The organism is Paenibacillus sp. FSL H7-0326 (genome assembly GCF_001955535.1).
Lineage (GTDB): Bacteria > Bacillota > Bacilli > Paenibacillales > Paenibacillaceae > Paenibacillus > Paenibacillus shunpengii.
The window spans coordinates 116,709-134,343 of record NZ_MPVN01000002.1 but is presented as its reverse complement, the minus strand read 5'-3'; the positions used below and the strand labels follow the sequence as shown (position 1 = coordinate 134,343).

At 45.7% G+C, this 17,635-nt stretch carries 14 protein-coding genes; 11 read left to right on the top strand and 3 right to left on the bottom strand.

The features are described from left to right. Nucleotides 1-165: 165 nt before the first annotated feature. From BK126_RS11240 to BK126_RS11225, 4 genes are all read left to right on the top strand, one after another. The gene (locus BK126_RS11240; RefSeq protein ID WP_076312758.1) at nucleotides 166-960 is read left to right on the top strand and encodes a thymidylate synthase; all 795 of its coding nucleotides are present in this window, start codon (nucleotides 166-168) and stop codon (nucleotides 958-960) included. Nucleotides 961-979: 19 nt separating this feature from the next. Further along, a complete protein-coding gene (locus BK126_RS11235; protein ID WP_076312757.1) occupies nucleotides 980-1,465 on the top strand; it encodes a dihydrofolate reductase in 486 nt (161 codons plus the stop codon). A 377-nt stretch (nucleotides 1,466-1,842) separates the two neighbouring features. Next, nucleotides 1,843-3,330, top strand: a complete 1,488-nt coding sequence (locus BK126_RS11230) for a glutamate synthase subunit beta (protein ID WP_076312756.1) — start codon at nucleotides 1,843-1,845, stop codon at nucleotides 3,328-3,330. Between the two features lie 369 nt (nucleotides 3,331-3,699). After that, nucleotides 3,700-6,045, top strand: coding sequence for a type IA DNA topoisomerase (locus BK126_RS11225; protein WP_076312755.1), 2,346 nt, complete (start codon nucleotides 3,700-3,702; stop codon nucleotides 6,043-6,045). A 113-nt stretch (nucleotides 6,046-6,158) separates the two neighbouring features. Here BK126_RS11225 and BK126_RS11220 read toward each other — a convergent pair whose 3' ends face one another. Together BK126_RS11220 and BK126_RS11215 are read right to left on the bottom strand one after the other, a co-directional pair. Then, nucleotides 6,159-6,911, bottom strand: coding sequence for an HAD family hydrolase (locus BK126_RS11220; protein ID WP_076312754.1), 753 nt, complete (start codon nucleotides 6,909-6,911; stop codon nucleotides 6,159-6,161). Between the two features lie 29 nt (nucleotides 6,912-6,940). Beyond that, nucleotides 6,941-7,858 carry an ArsR family transcriptional regulator gene (locus BK126_RS11215; protein WP_076312753.1) on the bottom strand — a complete coding sequence of 306 codons (918 nt, stop codon included), beginning with the start codon at nucleotides 7,856-7,858 and terminating at the stop codon, nucleotides 6,941-6,943. Between the two features lie 213 nt (nucleotides 7,859-8,071). On the opposite strand from BK126_RS11215, the gene BK126_RS11210 reads away from it, so the two are divergent. The 6 genes from BK126_RS11210 (at nucleotide 8,072) to BK126_RS11185 (ending at nucleotide 14,101) form a co-directional block, all read left to right on the top strand. Next, a complete protein-coding gene (locus BK126_RS11210; protein ID WP_256702806.1) occupies nucleotides 8,072-9,244 on the top strand; it encodes an MFS transporter in 1,173 nt (390 codons plus the stop codon). A gap of 96 nt (nucleotides 9,245-9,340) precedes the next feature. Beyond that, nucleotides 9,341-10,066 (top strand): phosphonate ABC transporter ATP-binding protein, encoded by a 726-nt coding sequence (locus BK126_RS11205; protein WP_076312752.1) that lies wholly within the window; start codon nucleotides 9,341-9,343, stop codon nucleotides 10,064-10,066. 59 nt (nucleotides 10,067-10,125) lie between these two features. Continuing rightward, nucleotides 10,126-11,418, top strand: a complete 1,293-nt coding sequence (locus tag BK126_RS11200; RefSeq protein ID WP_083655859.1) for a hypothetical protein — start codon at nucleotides 10,126-10,128, stop codon at nucleotides 11,416-11,418. Continuing rightward, entirely contained in the window at nucleotides 11,419-12,117 is a 699-nt protein-coding gene (locus BK126_RS11195; protein WP_047910605.1) for a response regulator transcription factor, read from the top strand. Next, nucleotides 12,114-13,547, top strand: a complete 1,434-nt coding sequence (locus BK126_RS11190) for a sensor histidine kinase (protein ID WP_076312750.1) — start codon at nucleotides 12,114-12,116, stop codon at nucleotides 13,545-13,547. The genes BK126_RS11195 and BK126_RS11190 overlap by 4 nt, the downstream gene beginning before the upstream one ends. A gap of 26 nt (nucleotides 13,548-13,573) precedes the next feature. Next, complete coding sequence (locus BK126_RS11185; RefSeq protein ID WP_076312749.1) at nucleotides 13,574-14,101, top strand: GNAT family N-acetyltransferase; 528 nt, start codon at nucleotides 13,574-13,576, stop codon at nucleotides 14,099-14,101. A gap of 81 nt (nucleotides 14,102-14,182) precedes the next feature. Here the strand turns inward: BK126_RS11185 and BK126_RS11180 are convergent, their stop codons facing one another. After that, entirely contained in the window at nucleotides 14,183-15,406 is a 1,224-nt protein-coding gene (locus BK126_RS11180; protein ID WP_076312748.1) for a glucose-1-phosphate adenylyltransferase, read from the bottom strand. A 166-nt stretch (nucleotides 15,407-15,572) separates the two neighbouring features. On the opposite strand from BK126_RS11180, the gene glgB reads away from it, so the two are divergent. After that, the gene (gene glgB, locus BK126_RS11175) at nucleotides 15,573-17,633 is read left to right on the top strand and encodes a 1,4-alpha-glucan branching protein GlgB (RefSeq protein ID WP_256702868.1); all 2,061 of its coding nucleotides are present in this window, start codon (nucleotides 15,573-15,575) and stop codon (nucleotides 17,631-17,633) included. Nucleotides 17,634-17,635: the final 2 nt, after the last annotated feature.

Below are 17,635 nucleotides of genomic sequence, written 5' to 3'. Positions count from 1 at the left end.
TGACCATGTTCCACATGGTAAACTGTTAAAATAGTGAATCCAATTCATAATACCTTTAGCTGCTTTATGAAATAGATTCTAGTGTTTTTACTATGATATAAATGACATCACATATTGAACTTCTATACTTATGGAATGGTTACTCAGAAAGGGGCAAGGTTTGTTGTGAAGGACTATCAAGAGCTGCTTAGAGATATTTTAGAGCATGGAGTTAAAAAAGAAGATCGCACCGGAACCGGCACGATCTCTGTCTTTGGACGTCAACTTCGGTTTGACCTGTCGAAGGGATTTCCGCTTGTTACCACCAAGCGTATTCATCTTAAATCTGTCATCCATGAGCTGCTATGGTTTATTAGTGGGGATACGAATATCCGGTATCTCAAAGAAAACGGAGTTCGGATCTGGGATGAATGGGCCGATGAGAATGGAGATTTGGGACCTGTATATGGTTCACAATGGAGAGCCTGGGAGACTCCAGAAGGACAGTTTATTGACCAGATTGCGAATGTCATTGATTCAATTAAAAACAATCCGGATTCCAGAAGACATATTGTCAGTGCCTGGAACGTAGCCGAGATTGAGCATATGAAGCTGCCACCGTGCCATTTTGTGTTTCAATTCTATGTAGCCGGAGGCAAGCTGTCCTGTATGTTAACGATGCGTTCGGTTGATACCTTCCTGGGACTTCCATTTAATATTGCAAGCTATGCACTTCTGACACATATGGTCGCACAGCAATGTGACCTCGAAGTCGGCGACTTTGTATGGTCTGGTGGAGATGTTCATATCTATCTGAACCACCTGGAGCAAGTGAACACTCAGCTGGCGCGTGAGCCGTACCCATTGCCGACGCTTGTTATTAAACGCAAGCCGGATTCTATCTTCGACTATAAATATGAAGATTTTGAGTTTGAGAATTATGAGCATCATCCGGCCATTAAGGCACAGGTATCTGTCTGATTAGAATAGGAGGTGTACCATGGGAATTACGATGATATGGGCTATGAGCGCTAACGGTGTAATTGGCAGGGACAATGGCATGCCTTGGCGGCTTCCGAAGGATATGGATTTTTTCAAAGCACAGACCACTGGGCACACCATCATTATGGGCCGTAAAACCTGGGAATCCCTTAGGGGCAGAGCACTGCCTAATCGCCGAAATGTTGTGCTTACTCGTCAAGCGCTGGAGCTTCCGGGTGCAGAAGTGATTCATTCGGTTATGGAGGGTGTTGAGCTTGCGAAAGAAGAGGAATTGTTCGTCATTGGCGGTGCCAAGGTATATGAGGAGTTTCTACCTTATGCAGATCAGCTCATCGTCACCCGAATTCGTGAAACGATTGATGGAGACACCTACATGCCCGATATCAACTGGGATGAGTGGGATTTGACGGAAGAGATCCAAGGTGAGAAAGATGAGAAAAATCCATATGAGTTTTCGTTCCAATTTTATAGAAAAATCGTGTGAACAGCTTAAGTGGTATGTTGGTACAAACACTTTTTGTGAAAACCCTGATAAATAAAATCGATCATAAGTTGACGCGATTTGTGATGAATAATACAAATTATTGTGCGCATAGTCCATTTAACATCAGGATTTGCGGGTGCTACTATAGTTGAAATATAGATTTAGGTGAGTTTCTGAATGTTGTTCTATGATAGGGATAATAGCTGTTTGTACATAAGGATTAAAAATTCGTTATTCCGATAAGTACAAATTATGCTTTTTTGTGATACAATAGTCAAAAACTCTACACGAACTGTCAACTATAGCGCTATTGTTCGGATTTTATTGGATAGCCCGTATCGTTGATGCAGATGAGAATGGATGGGGGAAATTGTAACATGTCTACACCTACAGGATTTATGGAGTATAAAAGACAGCTGCCGGCTGACAGACCTCCCGAAGAGCGGATTAAGGACTGGGAGGAATTCCACAAGCACATGTCAGAAGAAGAACTCCGTACTCAAGGTGCACGATGCATGGATTGCGGAACACCTTACTGTCATACCGGAATCGATATGATCGGGGGAACTTCAGGCTGCCCGGTGCACAACCTGATCCCTGAATGGAACAATCTTGTTTACCGTGGTCTCTGGAAGGAAGCGCTTGACCGTTTGCATAAGACGAACAATTTCCCTGAGTTTACGGGTCGAGTGTGCCCTGCCCCTTGCGAAGGTTCTTGTACGGTGGGCTTGATTGGTCAGCCTGTAACGATCAAGACGATAGAGGAAGCTATTATTGAAAAAGGATTTGAAGAAGGCTGGGTCGTTCCGAATCCGCCTGAAAAACGGACGGGCAAACGTGTAGCAGTCGTTGGATCAGGTCCTGCGGGACTTGCAGCAGCTGCACAGCTGAACAAAGCCGGGCATTTCGTGACGGTCTATGAGCGTGCCGATCGCGTCGGCGGACTGTTGACTTATGGTATTCCTAGCATGAAGCTGGATAAAGGTGTTGTAGAACGCCGTGTGAATCTGCTAAAAGCAGAAGGTATTACGTTCATTACGAATACGGAGATTGGTAAGGATATCTCTTCCCAGGAGCTTACGGAGCAGTATGATGCAGTTGTATTGTGCGGAGGAGCGACGAAGCCGCGGGAGTTCAATATTGAAGGAAGCGAGCTTAATGGTGTACATTATGCGATGGACTTCTTGAATGGAACGATCAAGAGCTACCTGGATTCCAATCTTGCCGACGGGAACTATATTTCTGCGGAAGGCAAGAAGGTCATCGTCATTGGCGGCGGCGATACGGGATCTGACTGCGTTGCCACTTCACTGCGTCATGGCGCCAAAAGCGTGACTCAATTCGGTACTCATGATAAGGCACCGCTTGAACGTGATCCGATTACGAATCCTTGGCCGCAATTCCCTAACGTGTACACGCTCGATTATGCTCAAGAAGAAGCAAAAGCCGTATTTGGCAACGATCCGCGTGAATTCTCCATCATGACAACCAAATTTGTCGGTGACGAGAAGGGTAACCTGAAGGAGCTGCATACCGTACAGATTCAGCGTATCGTCGATGAAACAGGCCGCAAAATCTACCAGCCGATCGAAGGCACGGAGCGCGTCTTTGAAGCGGATCTCGCTTTTATCGCCATTGGTTTTGATGGACCGGAGCAAACGATTCCTCAGCAGCTCGGACTGGAAACGACTCGGCGTTCGAATGTCAAAGCCCGTTATGGCAAATATACGACGAATGTCGATAAAGTATTTGCAGCAGGTGACATGAGACGTGGACAAAGCCTTGTCGTATGGGCAATTAACGAGGGACGCGAAGCCGCTCGTGAAGTGGATAAGTACCTGATGGGCTCCACTGTTCTTGTATAATTTATAACTTTGTAACAGAGATATTGCTATTATCTTTATCATCATATCAGCCCCTATCGAACCTTTCCCAGGTTCATAGGGGTTTTTGCTTCTCCCACTCTTAACTTGATGTTTTCGTTTTTTGAAAAGTTGTTCAGCTGTATGTATAGTGGAGGGAACGAAATGGGGCTGAGGGAGCGCAGCGGGCAACTGGCGTCCAGCAGACCCATTCGTTCACGGAACGGCGCCATACAGCAATCATGCTTGAAACTTACGAAACATCAAGTTTTCTGCTATAATGAGGTTACTTAGAAGCAAGGAGCTTCCGTCAAAATATGAGGGAAGCTCCTTTTTGGCTCGTACAGGGCTAAATTAGGGAGGAACGGACGGATGAAGACGCTCATTATCGCGGAAAAGCCCGACATGGGACGAACGATAGCAGCCGTGGTGGAACCGCGTGCCAAAAACAACCGAACGTATCTGGAGGGAGAAAGGTACATCATTACTTGGGCGATTGGCCATCTGCTGGGACTGGCTCAGCCGGAGGCATATGACTCCAAGTATAAGAGATGGAGTATAGATGATCTGCCCATCATACCGGATCGATTCAAGATTGTACCGAATCCGAAGACGAAGGATCAGCTCAAAACCATTGGGGAGCTCGCGCGAAGGGCGAATCTGATCATCAATGCGTGTGATGCAGGGCGTGAGGGTCAGTATATATTCGACCTCATTCAGCAGCAGCTTAAGCTGAACCAGCCTGTTAAGCGGCTATGGATTTCGGATTTGACCGCAGAGAGCATTAAACGCGGCTTCGACCAGCTGCATGACGCGTCGGATTTCTATCATTTGACGGAAGCGGCAAGAGCACGGAGCGAGGCAGATTGGCTGATTGGGATGAATGCATCTAGAGCCTTTACCACTAGACATAATGCTCTTCTGTCCGTCGGCAGAGTACAAACGCCTGTTCTTGCTCTTATTTATGACCGGGAGAAGGAAATTGAAGCATTTGACTCGCAGACTTACTACGAAGTCGCAGCCACCTTCAAGCAGGACAAGACGGAGTATCGAGGGGTATGGCAAGGAGATCGGCTGACGTCGAGTGAAATAGCCCAGAATATAGCGGACAAGGTCAAGGGTAAGCCGGGGCGTATTGCTAAATACGATGTGAAGAATACGAAGGAATATCCGTTTAAGCTGTATGATCTGACACTATTGCAGCGAGAGGCTAACGCCAAGTTTGGTTTTCCTGCCAAAAAAACATTGGATATTGCTCAGGCACTGTATGAGAAGCACAAGGTGATTTCTTACCCGCGGACGAATTCGAATTATGTGACCGAGCAAAATATTGATGGCATGCAGAAGACACTTCAGCTTCTAAAAAATGGGCCATATGCGGAGCTGGCGGGAGGAGCGAATCCTTCACTCGTGCACAAAGGTAATCGAAGCGTCTGCAATCCGCAACGGGTCGAGGATCATCACGCGATTTTGCCAACACTTAAAAAAGCAGGCTCCTTAAGTAAGGATGAGAATCAGATTTATGATCTGATCGTGCGCCGTTTTCTATCCCATTTCTATCCTCCGGCAGAGTATAAGCAGCATACCGTGTTTACGGAAGTGGAAAAAGAGACCTTCAAAACGAATGTGAAGGAGCTGCTCTCCTTAGGCTGGAAGGTTGTTCTGCCACCCGAGGATACCGCTGCCAAGAAGCGCCGCAGTAAGAAAGACGGGGAAGATGAGGAGCAGGAGGAGCATACGTCTGAACCTTTCCATCTGAACAAAGAGCAGCCGGTCTCATGCAAGAAGAGCGAAATGAAGGAGAAGCAAACCCAGCCGCCTAAGAGCTACACGGAAGGAACTCTGCTGAAAGCGATGGAAAGTGCAGGGAAGCAGATTGAAAATGATGAGCTTCGAGATGCAATGAAGGATGCAGGTCTGGGAACACCAGCGACAAGAGCGGCGACTATTGAACGGCTTAAACAGGTTGGTTACATCCAGCTGACGGGCAAGAAGATGACGATTACGCAAAAAGGACGCACCGCTATAGAATTAATACGCAGTGCAGGAGTCGATCTGCTCGCTTCTCCCGAAATGACAGGACAATGGGAGCGCAGGCTGAATCAAATATCCAAGGGCGAGGCTGCACAGGACAAGTTCATGGACAATGTTAAACGGTTCACGATCAACATTATTGAGAAGGTCCGTGTTCAGCAGCCTGCAGCAAAGGACGCTTTTGGTGATGAGGATATGAAGAAGAGAGGCAGAGGAAGCCGCAGCACTAAGGGCACCAAGCGAGGGACAAGCGTGTCAGCATCAGCTGGTTCGAGTAAAATGTCTACGTCGAATACTTCCTCTACATCTAAAGGAAGTTCAGCTTCCCGAGTATCGACAGCATCATCTGCCACAGGTTCCCTTGCTGCGTCAACCCGTACATCGGGGTCTGCCAAGACTTCTAGTAGGCGTACCGCACTCGGCAGCTGCCCGCGCCCGGGCTGCGGCGGGACGATCATTGAAGGCCGTAAAGGATATGGCTGCAGTCATTTCAAGCAAGGCTGCGGATTTGTCATATGGAAGGATTTTGCGGGCAAACAAATCTCAGAGAAGATGCTTGAGTCATTACTATCCAAAGGCAAGACACAGCTGCTATCATTCAAGACAAGTACAGGAGCTGTCAATAAAGCCAGAGTGGTACTGGCAGACGCAGCATCTGGGAAGTTGACGCTAGAGCGTGAGTAGACGCAGTTGATCCCGGATCAAACGAGTACCTAACCCATATTACAAAAAGAACTGTCTCACTCCCCAAACAGCAATCTTGAATGGGAGAGGACAGTTCTTTTTTAAATTACGCCTTAATTTTGCAGACCGGATAAGTATCCTTGAATTACATCAGGAACATCGACCAGCTTTTTGATCGTGTATAAGGAATAATTGTCCGGCTTGTTCAGCTGAATTACGTTATATTGCCATTCCACGTCCTGCTCGATGTAGATTGCATGGATTCCTGCAGTTATTGCAGGCTCAATATCCGTACGCAGCGAGTTGCCAATCATCCAGGTGACGGAGCGGTCAAAATTCCCCTTCTGCATGATGGCTTCGAGTGCCTCGATATTTTTGTGCTTCGTAATGTAGATTCGATCATCAAAGTACTCGCCAAGCTTCATTTGGTCGATTTTGCGCTGTTGGATCATACGCTCTCCACCTGTATACAGATGGAGCGTATGACCCTGGTCACGGAGCAGCTCCAGCGTTTCTACCATGCCAGGATAAGCTTCAACCTCCTGTTCGTATACGCTCATACCAAGCGATTGGAGCTGGGCCTGTTCATCCTGGTCAATGGCTCTGTGAACTTTTTTGGAGAAAAATACGTATGTATCAATCAGGGATTGTGGAAAGTGCTGGGAGGCGAAGCCGAAAATTTTAACCCCGGACACATCGATCTCTATTTGCTTCGATCTCACTTCATCAATCGTAATGTTGTAATCGCAAAACCATTCCTGCATGAGTTCGTAAAACGCACCGAGCGTTAAATTGAAGTATTTGTTGCAGTGTATGAGTGTATCGTCAAGATCAAATATAATCTGCTGCGGTACGTAGGATTTCATTATTTTCACTCCTTGCTGTTCTAACGTTGTCATATTTGAATGTAAGCTTCCAGATACATGTTAAGCTCTGATAGTCCGTCGGTTCTAAGGCTATATTTTTCACTTTGGTCCTCACCTAAGTGGGTTTGCAGCAAGCCGGATACACGAAGAGCCATGAGATGGGGACGAAGAAATTCTTCGGACTGACCGAGCTCACTGGACATCTGTTTAATGGATTTAGGCTGATTGGATATATAACGAAGCAAGCGCAGTCTCTCAGGATCAGAAATGGCTTCGGTAAGTCTCAGCAAGCTGACAGGCGGTTCATCATCACGTTCTTCAGGCACATCAACCGGATACTGGATTAGCAGCATACCCTCATAGAAGCAATACATATTAATCGGCCTGTTATGAACGGTGGGAAACAATATAATTTTTTTTAACCCTGGTATGTCTTCCACGATAAGGCCTGCTGTTGCATAGTCAACCAGTCGGTCAGGACTCATCTTGGTCAATAGCAGTTCTTTCTCTGAGCTGTCTTCCTCTATTAGCTTCCGGTATTCAGGAAGGAGCGATTGATAATAATGCTTGTCCCATAGCTGAAGCAGGGGAATGTAATGATCACGAATGCGGGAAGCTTCTTCAATCGTCAGGCTTGGAAGCACGGAACGAACGATATGAAAGAGCTCCTCAATCGGTCTGTCAGACATTTCTTCAAGGAATGGCTGCACCTCGCTCGTCTGCTCTCGCAGCGCTGTCCATGCAAAAAGCACATCATAATCGCTGAAAGGCCATGCAGCGGCAGCTCTAATGGAATCCCGTACATCCAAGCTTAGTGTGCTGTCTATGTTCTCAATCCATTCTGGACCGAGATCAAGACTGCGAACCCATCTTCTCGTCACATAGACCATAAAGCTGTTCAGCAGCTCGTAAATGGGAGAAACGTCAACTTTCACCTGATAACTCATCTGTATAAACAGACCTCCTATCACAGGTATCAGCTTATCTTTTACAAAAAGTAAGCGTTCATTTCATTATCGCTTGTATTTGGGCGTATTGTCCACTATAATGTTGAATACTTTGTAACCCGTTTCCACTGTCTGAGGACTATAATAGAGGACAGTGACAGGTCGTCAGCGATGACGATTTTTCTTTTTGTTCAATTGAAAGGTAGGTTCGCATTGAAGAAGGGAATACACCAAGAAGGATCATCACGGCATTTTTTGATATTAATTGCAATCATTATTGTAGCAGGCTTAAGTCAAGGTTTATTATTACCCGTTCTTTCCATATTTATCGAGAAGATGGGCGTATCATCAAGTGTGAACGGCATGAATGCCGCAGTCATGTATGTCGGTTCTTTTGCCATGACTTTGGTTGCAGAACGAATTCTTGGTGCGGTCGGCTTTAAGAAATTGATTGTTGCCGGACTTATCGTCGTCATGATCCCGTTAATTTTATTTCCGATCATCCCGGACCTGAGATTATGGTTTCTGCTTCGGTTTCTGGTCGGCATTGGAGACAGCGCATTACACTATGCAACACAGCTATGGGTTCTGCTGGTGACACCACCGGGCTCAAGAGGGAGAAATATATCTATCTACGGAATGTCATACGGTATTGGATTTAGTCTTGGGCCGTTAGGTATTAAATTGCTGGATACCAATCAAATACTGCCGTTCGCCATATTGTTTCTGATCATGCTTGTTGTGCTGTTCTTTGCACTACGACTGCCGGATGCACGCCCGGAGAAAATGAGTACGACGGACCAGGTCAAGGGGCGGTACAGAAAAGGCTTCATGCTTGCGTGGTATGCACTTCTTCCAGCCTTCCTGTACGGTTATATGGAGTCGGGAATGAACAGTAACTTCCCAATATATGGGCTTCGAAGCGGCTTCTCTGAGAATGACATTTCAACGCTCCTGCCCTTTGTGGGGATTGGCGGACTGCTGCTGCAGCTCCCGCTAGGTGCACTTAGTGACAAATACGGGCGTAAAAAGATACTGATGATCAGTGGAATATTAGGTGGTTTATTCTTTCTGATGATACCAGTGGTCGGCACTCATTTTTGGTATACCTTGATTCTTCTTACACTTGCTGGTGGACTGGTGGGTTCATTCTTCTCGCTGGGGCTCGCTTATGCGGCGGATATTCTTCCTAAGCAGCTGCTTCCATCTGCGAATGTCGTCGCTTCTTTTCAATTTAATATAGGAAGCATCCTAGGACCGAATCTAGGAGGTATCATGCTGGGCCTCGGTACTCCGGGCGCTATGTTCTGGTTACTTGGCGGATGCTACTTGGTATTTGGAATAGCAGGCTTCTTTTTTCGATCGAAACAGGGATCAAATATATAACGAATCTGAGGAATGTTTGTTCTCATATGGTAAATCGACTCTTTTTCCAATAAACTAAGAATATACAATCTACGGATAAGAGGAGTTTAAGCGTAAATGATCAGAGTAGAGAATCTAGCAAAAAGCGTAGGTCCGGACAAACTTCCGGTGCTTCGTGAGATAAGCTTTGACATGCAGCAAGGGGAATTTATCGGGATTGTGGGCGGCAGCGGCAGCGGCAAAAGCACGCTTCTTCGTTGTTTGGCCCTGAAGGAACAATGGGATAAAGGAAAATTTACGGTACATGGTACTGATATCTTTGGTGCTGGTTATGCTGGTAAAAAGCAGATTAAGCGCGAGTGGGCCTATTTAGAGCAGAACCCAGAGCTGTTCACGAATAAGACGGTGCTCAAGAATGTGCTTATTGGACGTTCTGGGCAAACGCCTTGGTGGAGAATGGTGACGGGGATGGTGCGTTCGGATGATTATATGGGAGCCATGGACATTATTGAGAGTGTTGGTTTGCTTGATAAAGCCCATATGAAGGCTGGACAGCTCAGCGGGGGAGAGCGGCAGCGTGTGGCGATCGCAAGAGCACTGACTCATGGCGCCAAGGTTATTTTGGCGGATGAGCCTGTTATTGGACTCGATCCGAAGTCAGCAGACAGTGTGCTTGAGAATTTTAAAAAGCTGTGCTCGGAAGAAAATGTTACTGTGATTGCCGTACTTCCTATCGAGCTAGCGGAACGTCATGCGGCAAGGATATGGGGGCTATCTGAAGGAAGAATTGCCTTTGATATCCGGGGCCGGCGTCTGACCATGCACGAAAAAAACAAGATTTAACGAGTGGAAAGAGTGATCAGGTGTTAAATGCACAACATATAAAAAGGATATTTCATGCAGTGCTGTTGTTTGCCGTACTTATGCTGCTTACTGCCTGCGCGAACGGACTTGATTCTTTCAACGATCCCAAGTCGCTTATGAAAACGCCGCAGCTGACATCGGAGCGGGAGAATCTGCTCAGCGTTATTCAGGGGGAATTGCCTGAAGGCTCTACGATTACACAGCCAAGAGAGATGTCTAACAAGATTATTCAGAAGGATTTGAATAATGACGGAATAATGGAGGCTGTCGTCTTCTACGACACACCAGATGAAGAAGTGAAAATTCATGGGATGGTGCTAGAGAAGCGAGGGGTTACCTGGGTCAAGAAATTAACCTTTGATGGTCTTGGATCCGTCCTCAATTCCTTTCGGCTGCAGGACATCACAGGAGATGACGATCTGGAGATTATCGCCGGCTTCTCCAACAGTGTAGAGCAGAATGCACAGAACTGGCTCGCATCCTATAGCTATAATGGCAGCACCCTTCAAAAGATACTGGAAATGCCTTATTCCAAGTATGTCATTGTAGATGAGTCCCGCAATCCGATGGACATGAATGGTGACGGAATTAATGATCTGACAATTATGAATATATTGCCGACAAGCGGTCAAGGGACCGTAACGGTCTATCAATATAAAGATGAAGTATTCGAACCGATTGACAAGCTGACAATCGAAACTCGCATGAGGGATTTCTACAACGTATCAGCGGGTAAAATCTCACCGAATCATACAGGTATTTTGCTTGATATTGGTCTAGATGCGTCAAATTCCTATACAGATGTTGTGTATATGGAGAACAACCAGCTTGTTGAGGCCTATAAAGGAATTGATATCACCTTCAAGCCACGAAAAATTATAAGTGAAGATATTAACAACGATGGAATTGTTGAATTTGGACTGCTGGAAATTCCGCCAGGATGGGAGATGTTCGTCGACAGCGAGAAGCTCTACTTCTATTCCTTCTATCAGTGGAACGGGAAGGATGACATGACCTTTGTCATGCAGCAGTACCGTGATGACCAGGATCGTTTTTATTTCAACCTTAAGCCTGAGCAGCACGGAAATGTTACACTGGATACGAAATCGGTCAAGGATAAATACCTTCGCTTCAAGCTGGTCGATACGGATGAGACCGTAGCAGAGATCAAATTCTTCTCACTTGATGAGTGGGAGAAAGTAAAAGTTGAATGGAAACAGATCGTCCGGTCGAGCAATCAGGTCATCGGATATCGTTTACCCAAACAGGCAGGTGTAACTGAATCGGATAATATCCCGCAAGAGATGGAACAGGAAGGAATGAGTGAATAAATGAGTAAAGTATTGATTATGGAAGATGAGGAATCGATCCGCAGTTTTATCGTGTTGAACTTGAAGCGAAACGGCTTTGAAGTGCTTGAAGCAGGAGACGGCATGGAGGCCATGAGAATTATCAACTCTGTAAATGATATCGATATTGCGCTTCTGGACGTCATGGTTCCTGGAATAGATGGCTTTGAAGTCTGCCGCAGAATTCGGGAAACAAACGAACGCATCGGGATCATCTTCTTGACAGCTAAGGTGCAGGAGCAAGATAAAGTCTATGCGTTATCCGTTGGAGCGGATGATCATGTCAGCAAGCCATTTAGTCCTACTGAGCTTATTGCACGGATTCAGTCACTGCTCCGGAGAGTGAACGTTCACCGTGAAACAGCTGCCAAGGTCACATTTGAATCAGGTCCGTTCTCATTAGATCTTATTTCTAAGCTGTTCAAAAGAAACGGTCAAGCAATTGAACTTACACCAACCGAATTTTCACTGGTGCAATTCTTCCTGGAGAAAGAAAATACACCGCTTAGTCGTGATGTGCTTCTAGATCATGTCTGGGGCAAAGAATATATGGGAGATCCCAAAATCGTGGACGTGAACATTCGGCGTCTGCGGCAAAAAATTGAAGACAACCCTTCAGAGCCGGAATACTTGCAAACGGTTTGGGGGCATGGCTACAAGTGGAAGGGTAGAGCTCAATGATGAAAGGCATACGCAGGCAAATAGTTCTGCAATATTTTATTCTCGTTCTGCTTGCGCTATTGCTGATCGAATCTATTTTCCTGGTTGCGATGCAGAAATATTATTATGACAGTATCTATAATTACATTGAATCCAATTCGAAAAATGTAATCCGATACTATAATTCTTCATTTATAGACAGCAGCAACGAAAGCTCGTTTATTTCCAATCTGATGTACTATCTCAAGCTGGACAACACCTCACTTGAGATATTGGATACAGAAGGAAATGTACTTGCCTTGTCCTCAGGCTTCGAGTCCGACCGGACGATTCAGACAAGTGATATACCTCAGGCACTGAAGGGAAGCACAGGGCGCTGGATCGGGAAAGACTCCGTAACGGGTGAGTCTGTAATGGCCGTGTCGACGAAGATCGACTACGGTAATGATAATGTGTACATCGCCCGTTACGTAACAAGCATGGAGCGTGTCAATGAAGCACTAATTGATATCCTTATCTGGTCCAGTCTGATTGTCGTTGGTGTCCTCGTGCTTGTCTTTACGATTAGTATCGGGCTCGCCAATTCCATTGTAAGGCCCATCAACATTATTACAGGAGTCTCCGCTGAAATGGCAAAGGGCCGGTTTGATGTTCGGATTGAAGGGGATTACAAGTATGAGATTGGAGAGCTGGCCTCTACGCTGAATTATATGGCTCAAGAAATTGTGCGCAGTAACCAGGTCAAGGATGATTTTATCTCGTCGATCTCTCATGAGCTCAGGACGCCGCTTACCAGCATCAAAGGCTGGAACGAAACGCTTGAATCCGGAGGTTATGATCCTGATGAGACGCGGATGGGTCTAAAGATTATATCGAATGAAACGAATCGATTAATCGGGCTTGTAGAGGAACTGCTTGATTTCTCCAAACTGCAGCAAAACGAAATGAAAATGGTTAAAGGTCCGGTTAGTGTACGTGAAATCATGCAGGAAGTGATGCTGAATGTATGGGCCAAGGCAGAGCAGAAGCAAATCCAGCTGAAGATGGACGCTGAGGAAGAGGAATATCTTATTCTTGGCGATGGCAATCGTTTGAAGCAGGTATTTCTGAATGTCATTGACAATGCAATCAAGTTCTCGCACATGAATTCTTGGATCCACATTACACTTCAACGGGAAGATGAGTTCATCATCGTGTCGGTTCAGGATACGGGGATCGGCATCAGTGAAGAACACTTAGCAAGAGTAAAAGACCGCTTCTATCAAGTGGATCACCAGCATGGAGGTACGGGTCTTGGACTTGCTATCAGCCAGCAGCTCATCGAGCTTCATGGGGGCACCATGAACATGCAAAGTGAACTCGGCAACGGGACGACAGTAACGGTTCGCTTGCCTGCCTTGCAGGAAGAGTCTCATGAAGAGCAGGATCAGCAAGGAACCATTGAAGCATAAAATGGTTATTGAAGGGGAGAGAGATCGTGTTAGACAATCTGGAGCTCATTAAGCAAAGAGAAGAACAAGAGGGCATGCTTGTACTCGTTAAAGCCACCCCTGATGAAACGAATGATATTGTATTTCTATTGAAGGAAGCAGCGGAATGGATGGTCGCAAGCGAATTGAAGCATTGGACACCGGACATGTTTACCCCGGAATCTGTCCGCTCCTATTTTGATGACCGTGAAGTATATGCCGCTTATCTGAATCAAGAACCAGTCGGTATGTTCACGCTGCAAGGCAGTGATCCATCGTATTGGGGCCCGCTTAATGATGGTCAATACGGCTATCTGCATCGACTAACGGTTCGCCAAGCGTTCCGGAAACGTGGAATTAGTGAGTGGCTGCTTGAAGCGGCAGAAGAGATTGTCCTCTCCCAAGGTAAGAAGGCACTAAGGCTGGATTGTATTACGCACAGTCCTAAGCTGAACGCATTTTACCAAGGTCTTGGGTTCAAGCATCAAGGTGTAACGGATATGGGGGTCCGGGTCGTTAATTTGTACGAACGTTAAGAACGTAAGTAAGCGCGGGTATTATAAAAAGTGAAAAGAGCACTCCTATAAGAGGGGTGCTCTTTTCATTTGAAAATGTTATTATGAGGATAAGCCTTCCGCACGAAGGCGGCCTGTTTTTTCATATACTTCTTTGAGCAGACGATTAGGCTGAGTACGTACCGCAGGCTTAGAAACGACGGTCTCATAAGGTCCAATGACCACGATTTCGTCCACTTTGCCTTTGATGACTGCGCCATCTCTTATAATGGCACCTTCGCCAATAATCGCGTGCTCGATCGTTACATTACGACCAATCTTCGCATTCGGCATCACTACACTGTCTTTAATGGAACTGGATTTACCAATCTCGACACCGTAGAAGATGACCGAACGGTCTGCATTACCTTCAATGGCGCATGAATCATGAACCATACAAGTGTCGAAGCTGCTTGTTCTCGGTTTATGGGCACTTGGTTTGGTACGCCATTGGCGGGTAAACATCGGCCATGTTTGTTCAGTTTCCTTGTTTAAGGTTATTCCGTTCAAGAGGTCCATATGGGCATCCCACAGTGATTGAACGGTGCCAACATCTTTCCAGTACCCGTTGAAGTTGTATACATATAGCGGATCTTCGCTTGTAAGCATAGCGGGAATCAGGTCTTTACCAAAGTCATGCCCAGATTCCTGAATGGCTGCATCGCGAAGCAAATGCTCCTTCAAGTAGCTCCACTTAAATACATAAATACCCATTGAAGCTAGGTTACTCTCTGGTTTTGCTGGCTTCTCAACGAACTCGGTAACACGCATGTCTTCATCCGCACCCATCACACCAAAGCGATGCGCCTCATTCCATGGCACTTCAATAACAGCGATTGTAGCCTTAGCACCTTTGTTGGTGTGGTATTGAAGCAGCTCACGATAATCCATTTGATAAATGTGATCTCCGGAGAGAATAAGTACGTCCTCTGGATCATGTTGGTCGATAAATTCCATATTTTTATATATAGCATCAGCAGTTCCGCAATATCCTTCTTCACAACCGATATTCCATGATGGAAGGAGTGATATGCCGTTTTCGCCTGATTGGTTCAGTCTCCAAGGCTCACCCTCACCAATATGCTGATGCAGTGATTCAGCCTCATATTGTGTTAATACTCCTACTGTATCGATTCCTGAATTTACACAGTTGCTGAGAGGAAAATCGATAATTCGATAATTTCCACCAAAGTGAACAGCAGGTTTAGCAATGCTCGATGTCAAAGGCGCAAGGCGCTTTCCTTCTCCTCCTGCGAGCAACATGGCGATGCAATCTTTCTTAGCCATTTCGTTTTCCCTCCCGAATGTTAATGTTGACGTTGAGATATTATTAAACGGCGACCTTCATCCGTGAAACAACATTTTCAGAAAACTTGAGAAATAAATAAAAAAATGTTTTTTGAGCTATTTTTGCTATTCAAATTGGTGAAAATGGGGTAATAATGTGTTTGAAATTCTAATTAAAAAAGCAGGTGATCTTTTGATCGAGAACAAATGGTTGGAACAATCCATCACTTCTAAAGATATTTATTATTTTCATGAAGGGACGTCTCATTTCAGTCATCACTTTCTGGGGGCACACCCCGTTGTGGAAGACGGAGTTAAGGGTTACCGATTTACGGTATGGGCTCCCAACGCGATAAAAGTGGGTCTTGCTCACGATCGGAACGGTTATCATGGCCTTGACGAGTCTGATCTCTTATATAAGATACCCGATTCGGGGCTTTGGACTCGTTTTTTTCCTGAAATAAAAGAAGGAATTTTTTACAAATATCATATTATTTCTCCCCAAGGTGAATCCTTGCTCCGTGCAGATCCCTATGCCTTCCATGCAGAAGTAAGACCGGCAACGGCATCGATAACAGCGGATATCGAAGGATATGTATGGCATGATGCGGCTTGGCGTCGCAAACAGAAGGAGCCTTATAATAAACCGCTCCATATATATGAAATGCATTTTGGAACATGGAAGCAAAAGGATGACATGAGCTTTTATACATACCGTGAAATGGCGGAGCTGCTCATTCCTTATCTTCATGAAATGTCCTATACTCATGTCGAGTTCATGCCGCTGAGTGAACATCCTTACGATCTGTCCTGGGGATATCAGAATACAGGTTATTTTGCCCCAACCAGCAGGTATGGTACTCCTAAAGATTTGATGTTTCTGATTGATCAGCTTCATCAAGCAGGGATAGGCGTTATTTTAGACTGGGTACCCGCTCATTTTGCCAGAGATGCGCACGGACTTCGCATGTTTGACGGTACACCGCTCTACGAATACGCGGATCCGCTCAAATCCGATAAGCCGGGATGGGGTACGCTGAGCTTCGATTATTCAAAGCCTGAGGTGAGATCGTTTCTGATCTCTAACGCCATTTACTGGATGGAGAAATATCATATAGATGGACTGCGTATTGATGCGGTTACCAGTATGCTAAGGCTGGATTTTGAAAAAAATGAAGGTCAATACGCTCTTAATGAGTTTGGCGGTGTCCAAAATTTGGATGCCATTGATTTTATTAAACAGTTAAACACGACGATCTACCGCTATTATCCTAATGCGTTGATGATGGCTGAAGAATCAAGTGCATGGCCTGGCGTGACAAGCCCTGTATTCGCGGACGGACTCGGTTTTAACTACAAATGGAATATGGGCTGGATGAACGATACATTGGAGTATTTCAAAACGGATTTCCATGATCGGCCGAATAAACACAATTTGCTGACCTTTCCTGTCGTATATGCACAGGCGGACAACCACCTGCTACCTCTTTCACATGATGAGGTGGTGCATGGGAAGAAGTCGCTGCTGGACAAGATGCCAGGCAGTTATGAGCAGAAATTCGCAGGTCTTCGTACGCTCCTCGGTTATTTCATGACCTTTCCTGGCAAAAAGCTGCTCTTTATGGGAGGGGAATTCGGTCAGTTTATCGAATGGAAGGACGAAGAGCCCCTAGATTGGTTCTTGCTGGATTATGAGAGTCATCGTAAGCTCCATGCCTATTCTAAGGCGCTGAATGAACTGTATATTCGTGAAAAAGGACTATGGGAACTGGATCACTCGGGTGAAGGCTATGAATGGATATCAGCAGATGATCACTCACAAAGTGTTATTTCCTATCTCAGAAAAGGCAAGAAGCCAGGTGACACACTGATCGTAGTCATTAATCTTCAGCCTGTGGCTAGACAGAATTATCGCATTGGAATTGCAAGACCTGGTTCATATACAGAAATTTTTAATAGTGACTATAAAGAATTCGGCGGAGAAGGGCAGCATGTAAATAACGAGATCCGCACAGAGAAAACTTCCTGGCATGGACAGCAGAACAGTCTGGTTCTCACTCTTCCGCCACTCAGTGTTGTTATTTTGAAGAAGACAACCCGTGGCAGAGTAAAAGCGGACGCTAAGCCTGTGGATCTCAAAAGTGAGACTGCACAGGATAAGAAAAAAGCTGTCAAGCCCAAAAAACGACAAACTAAGAAAGCACTGCAGGATGTCCCGATTGTATAAAC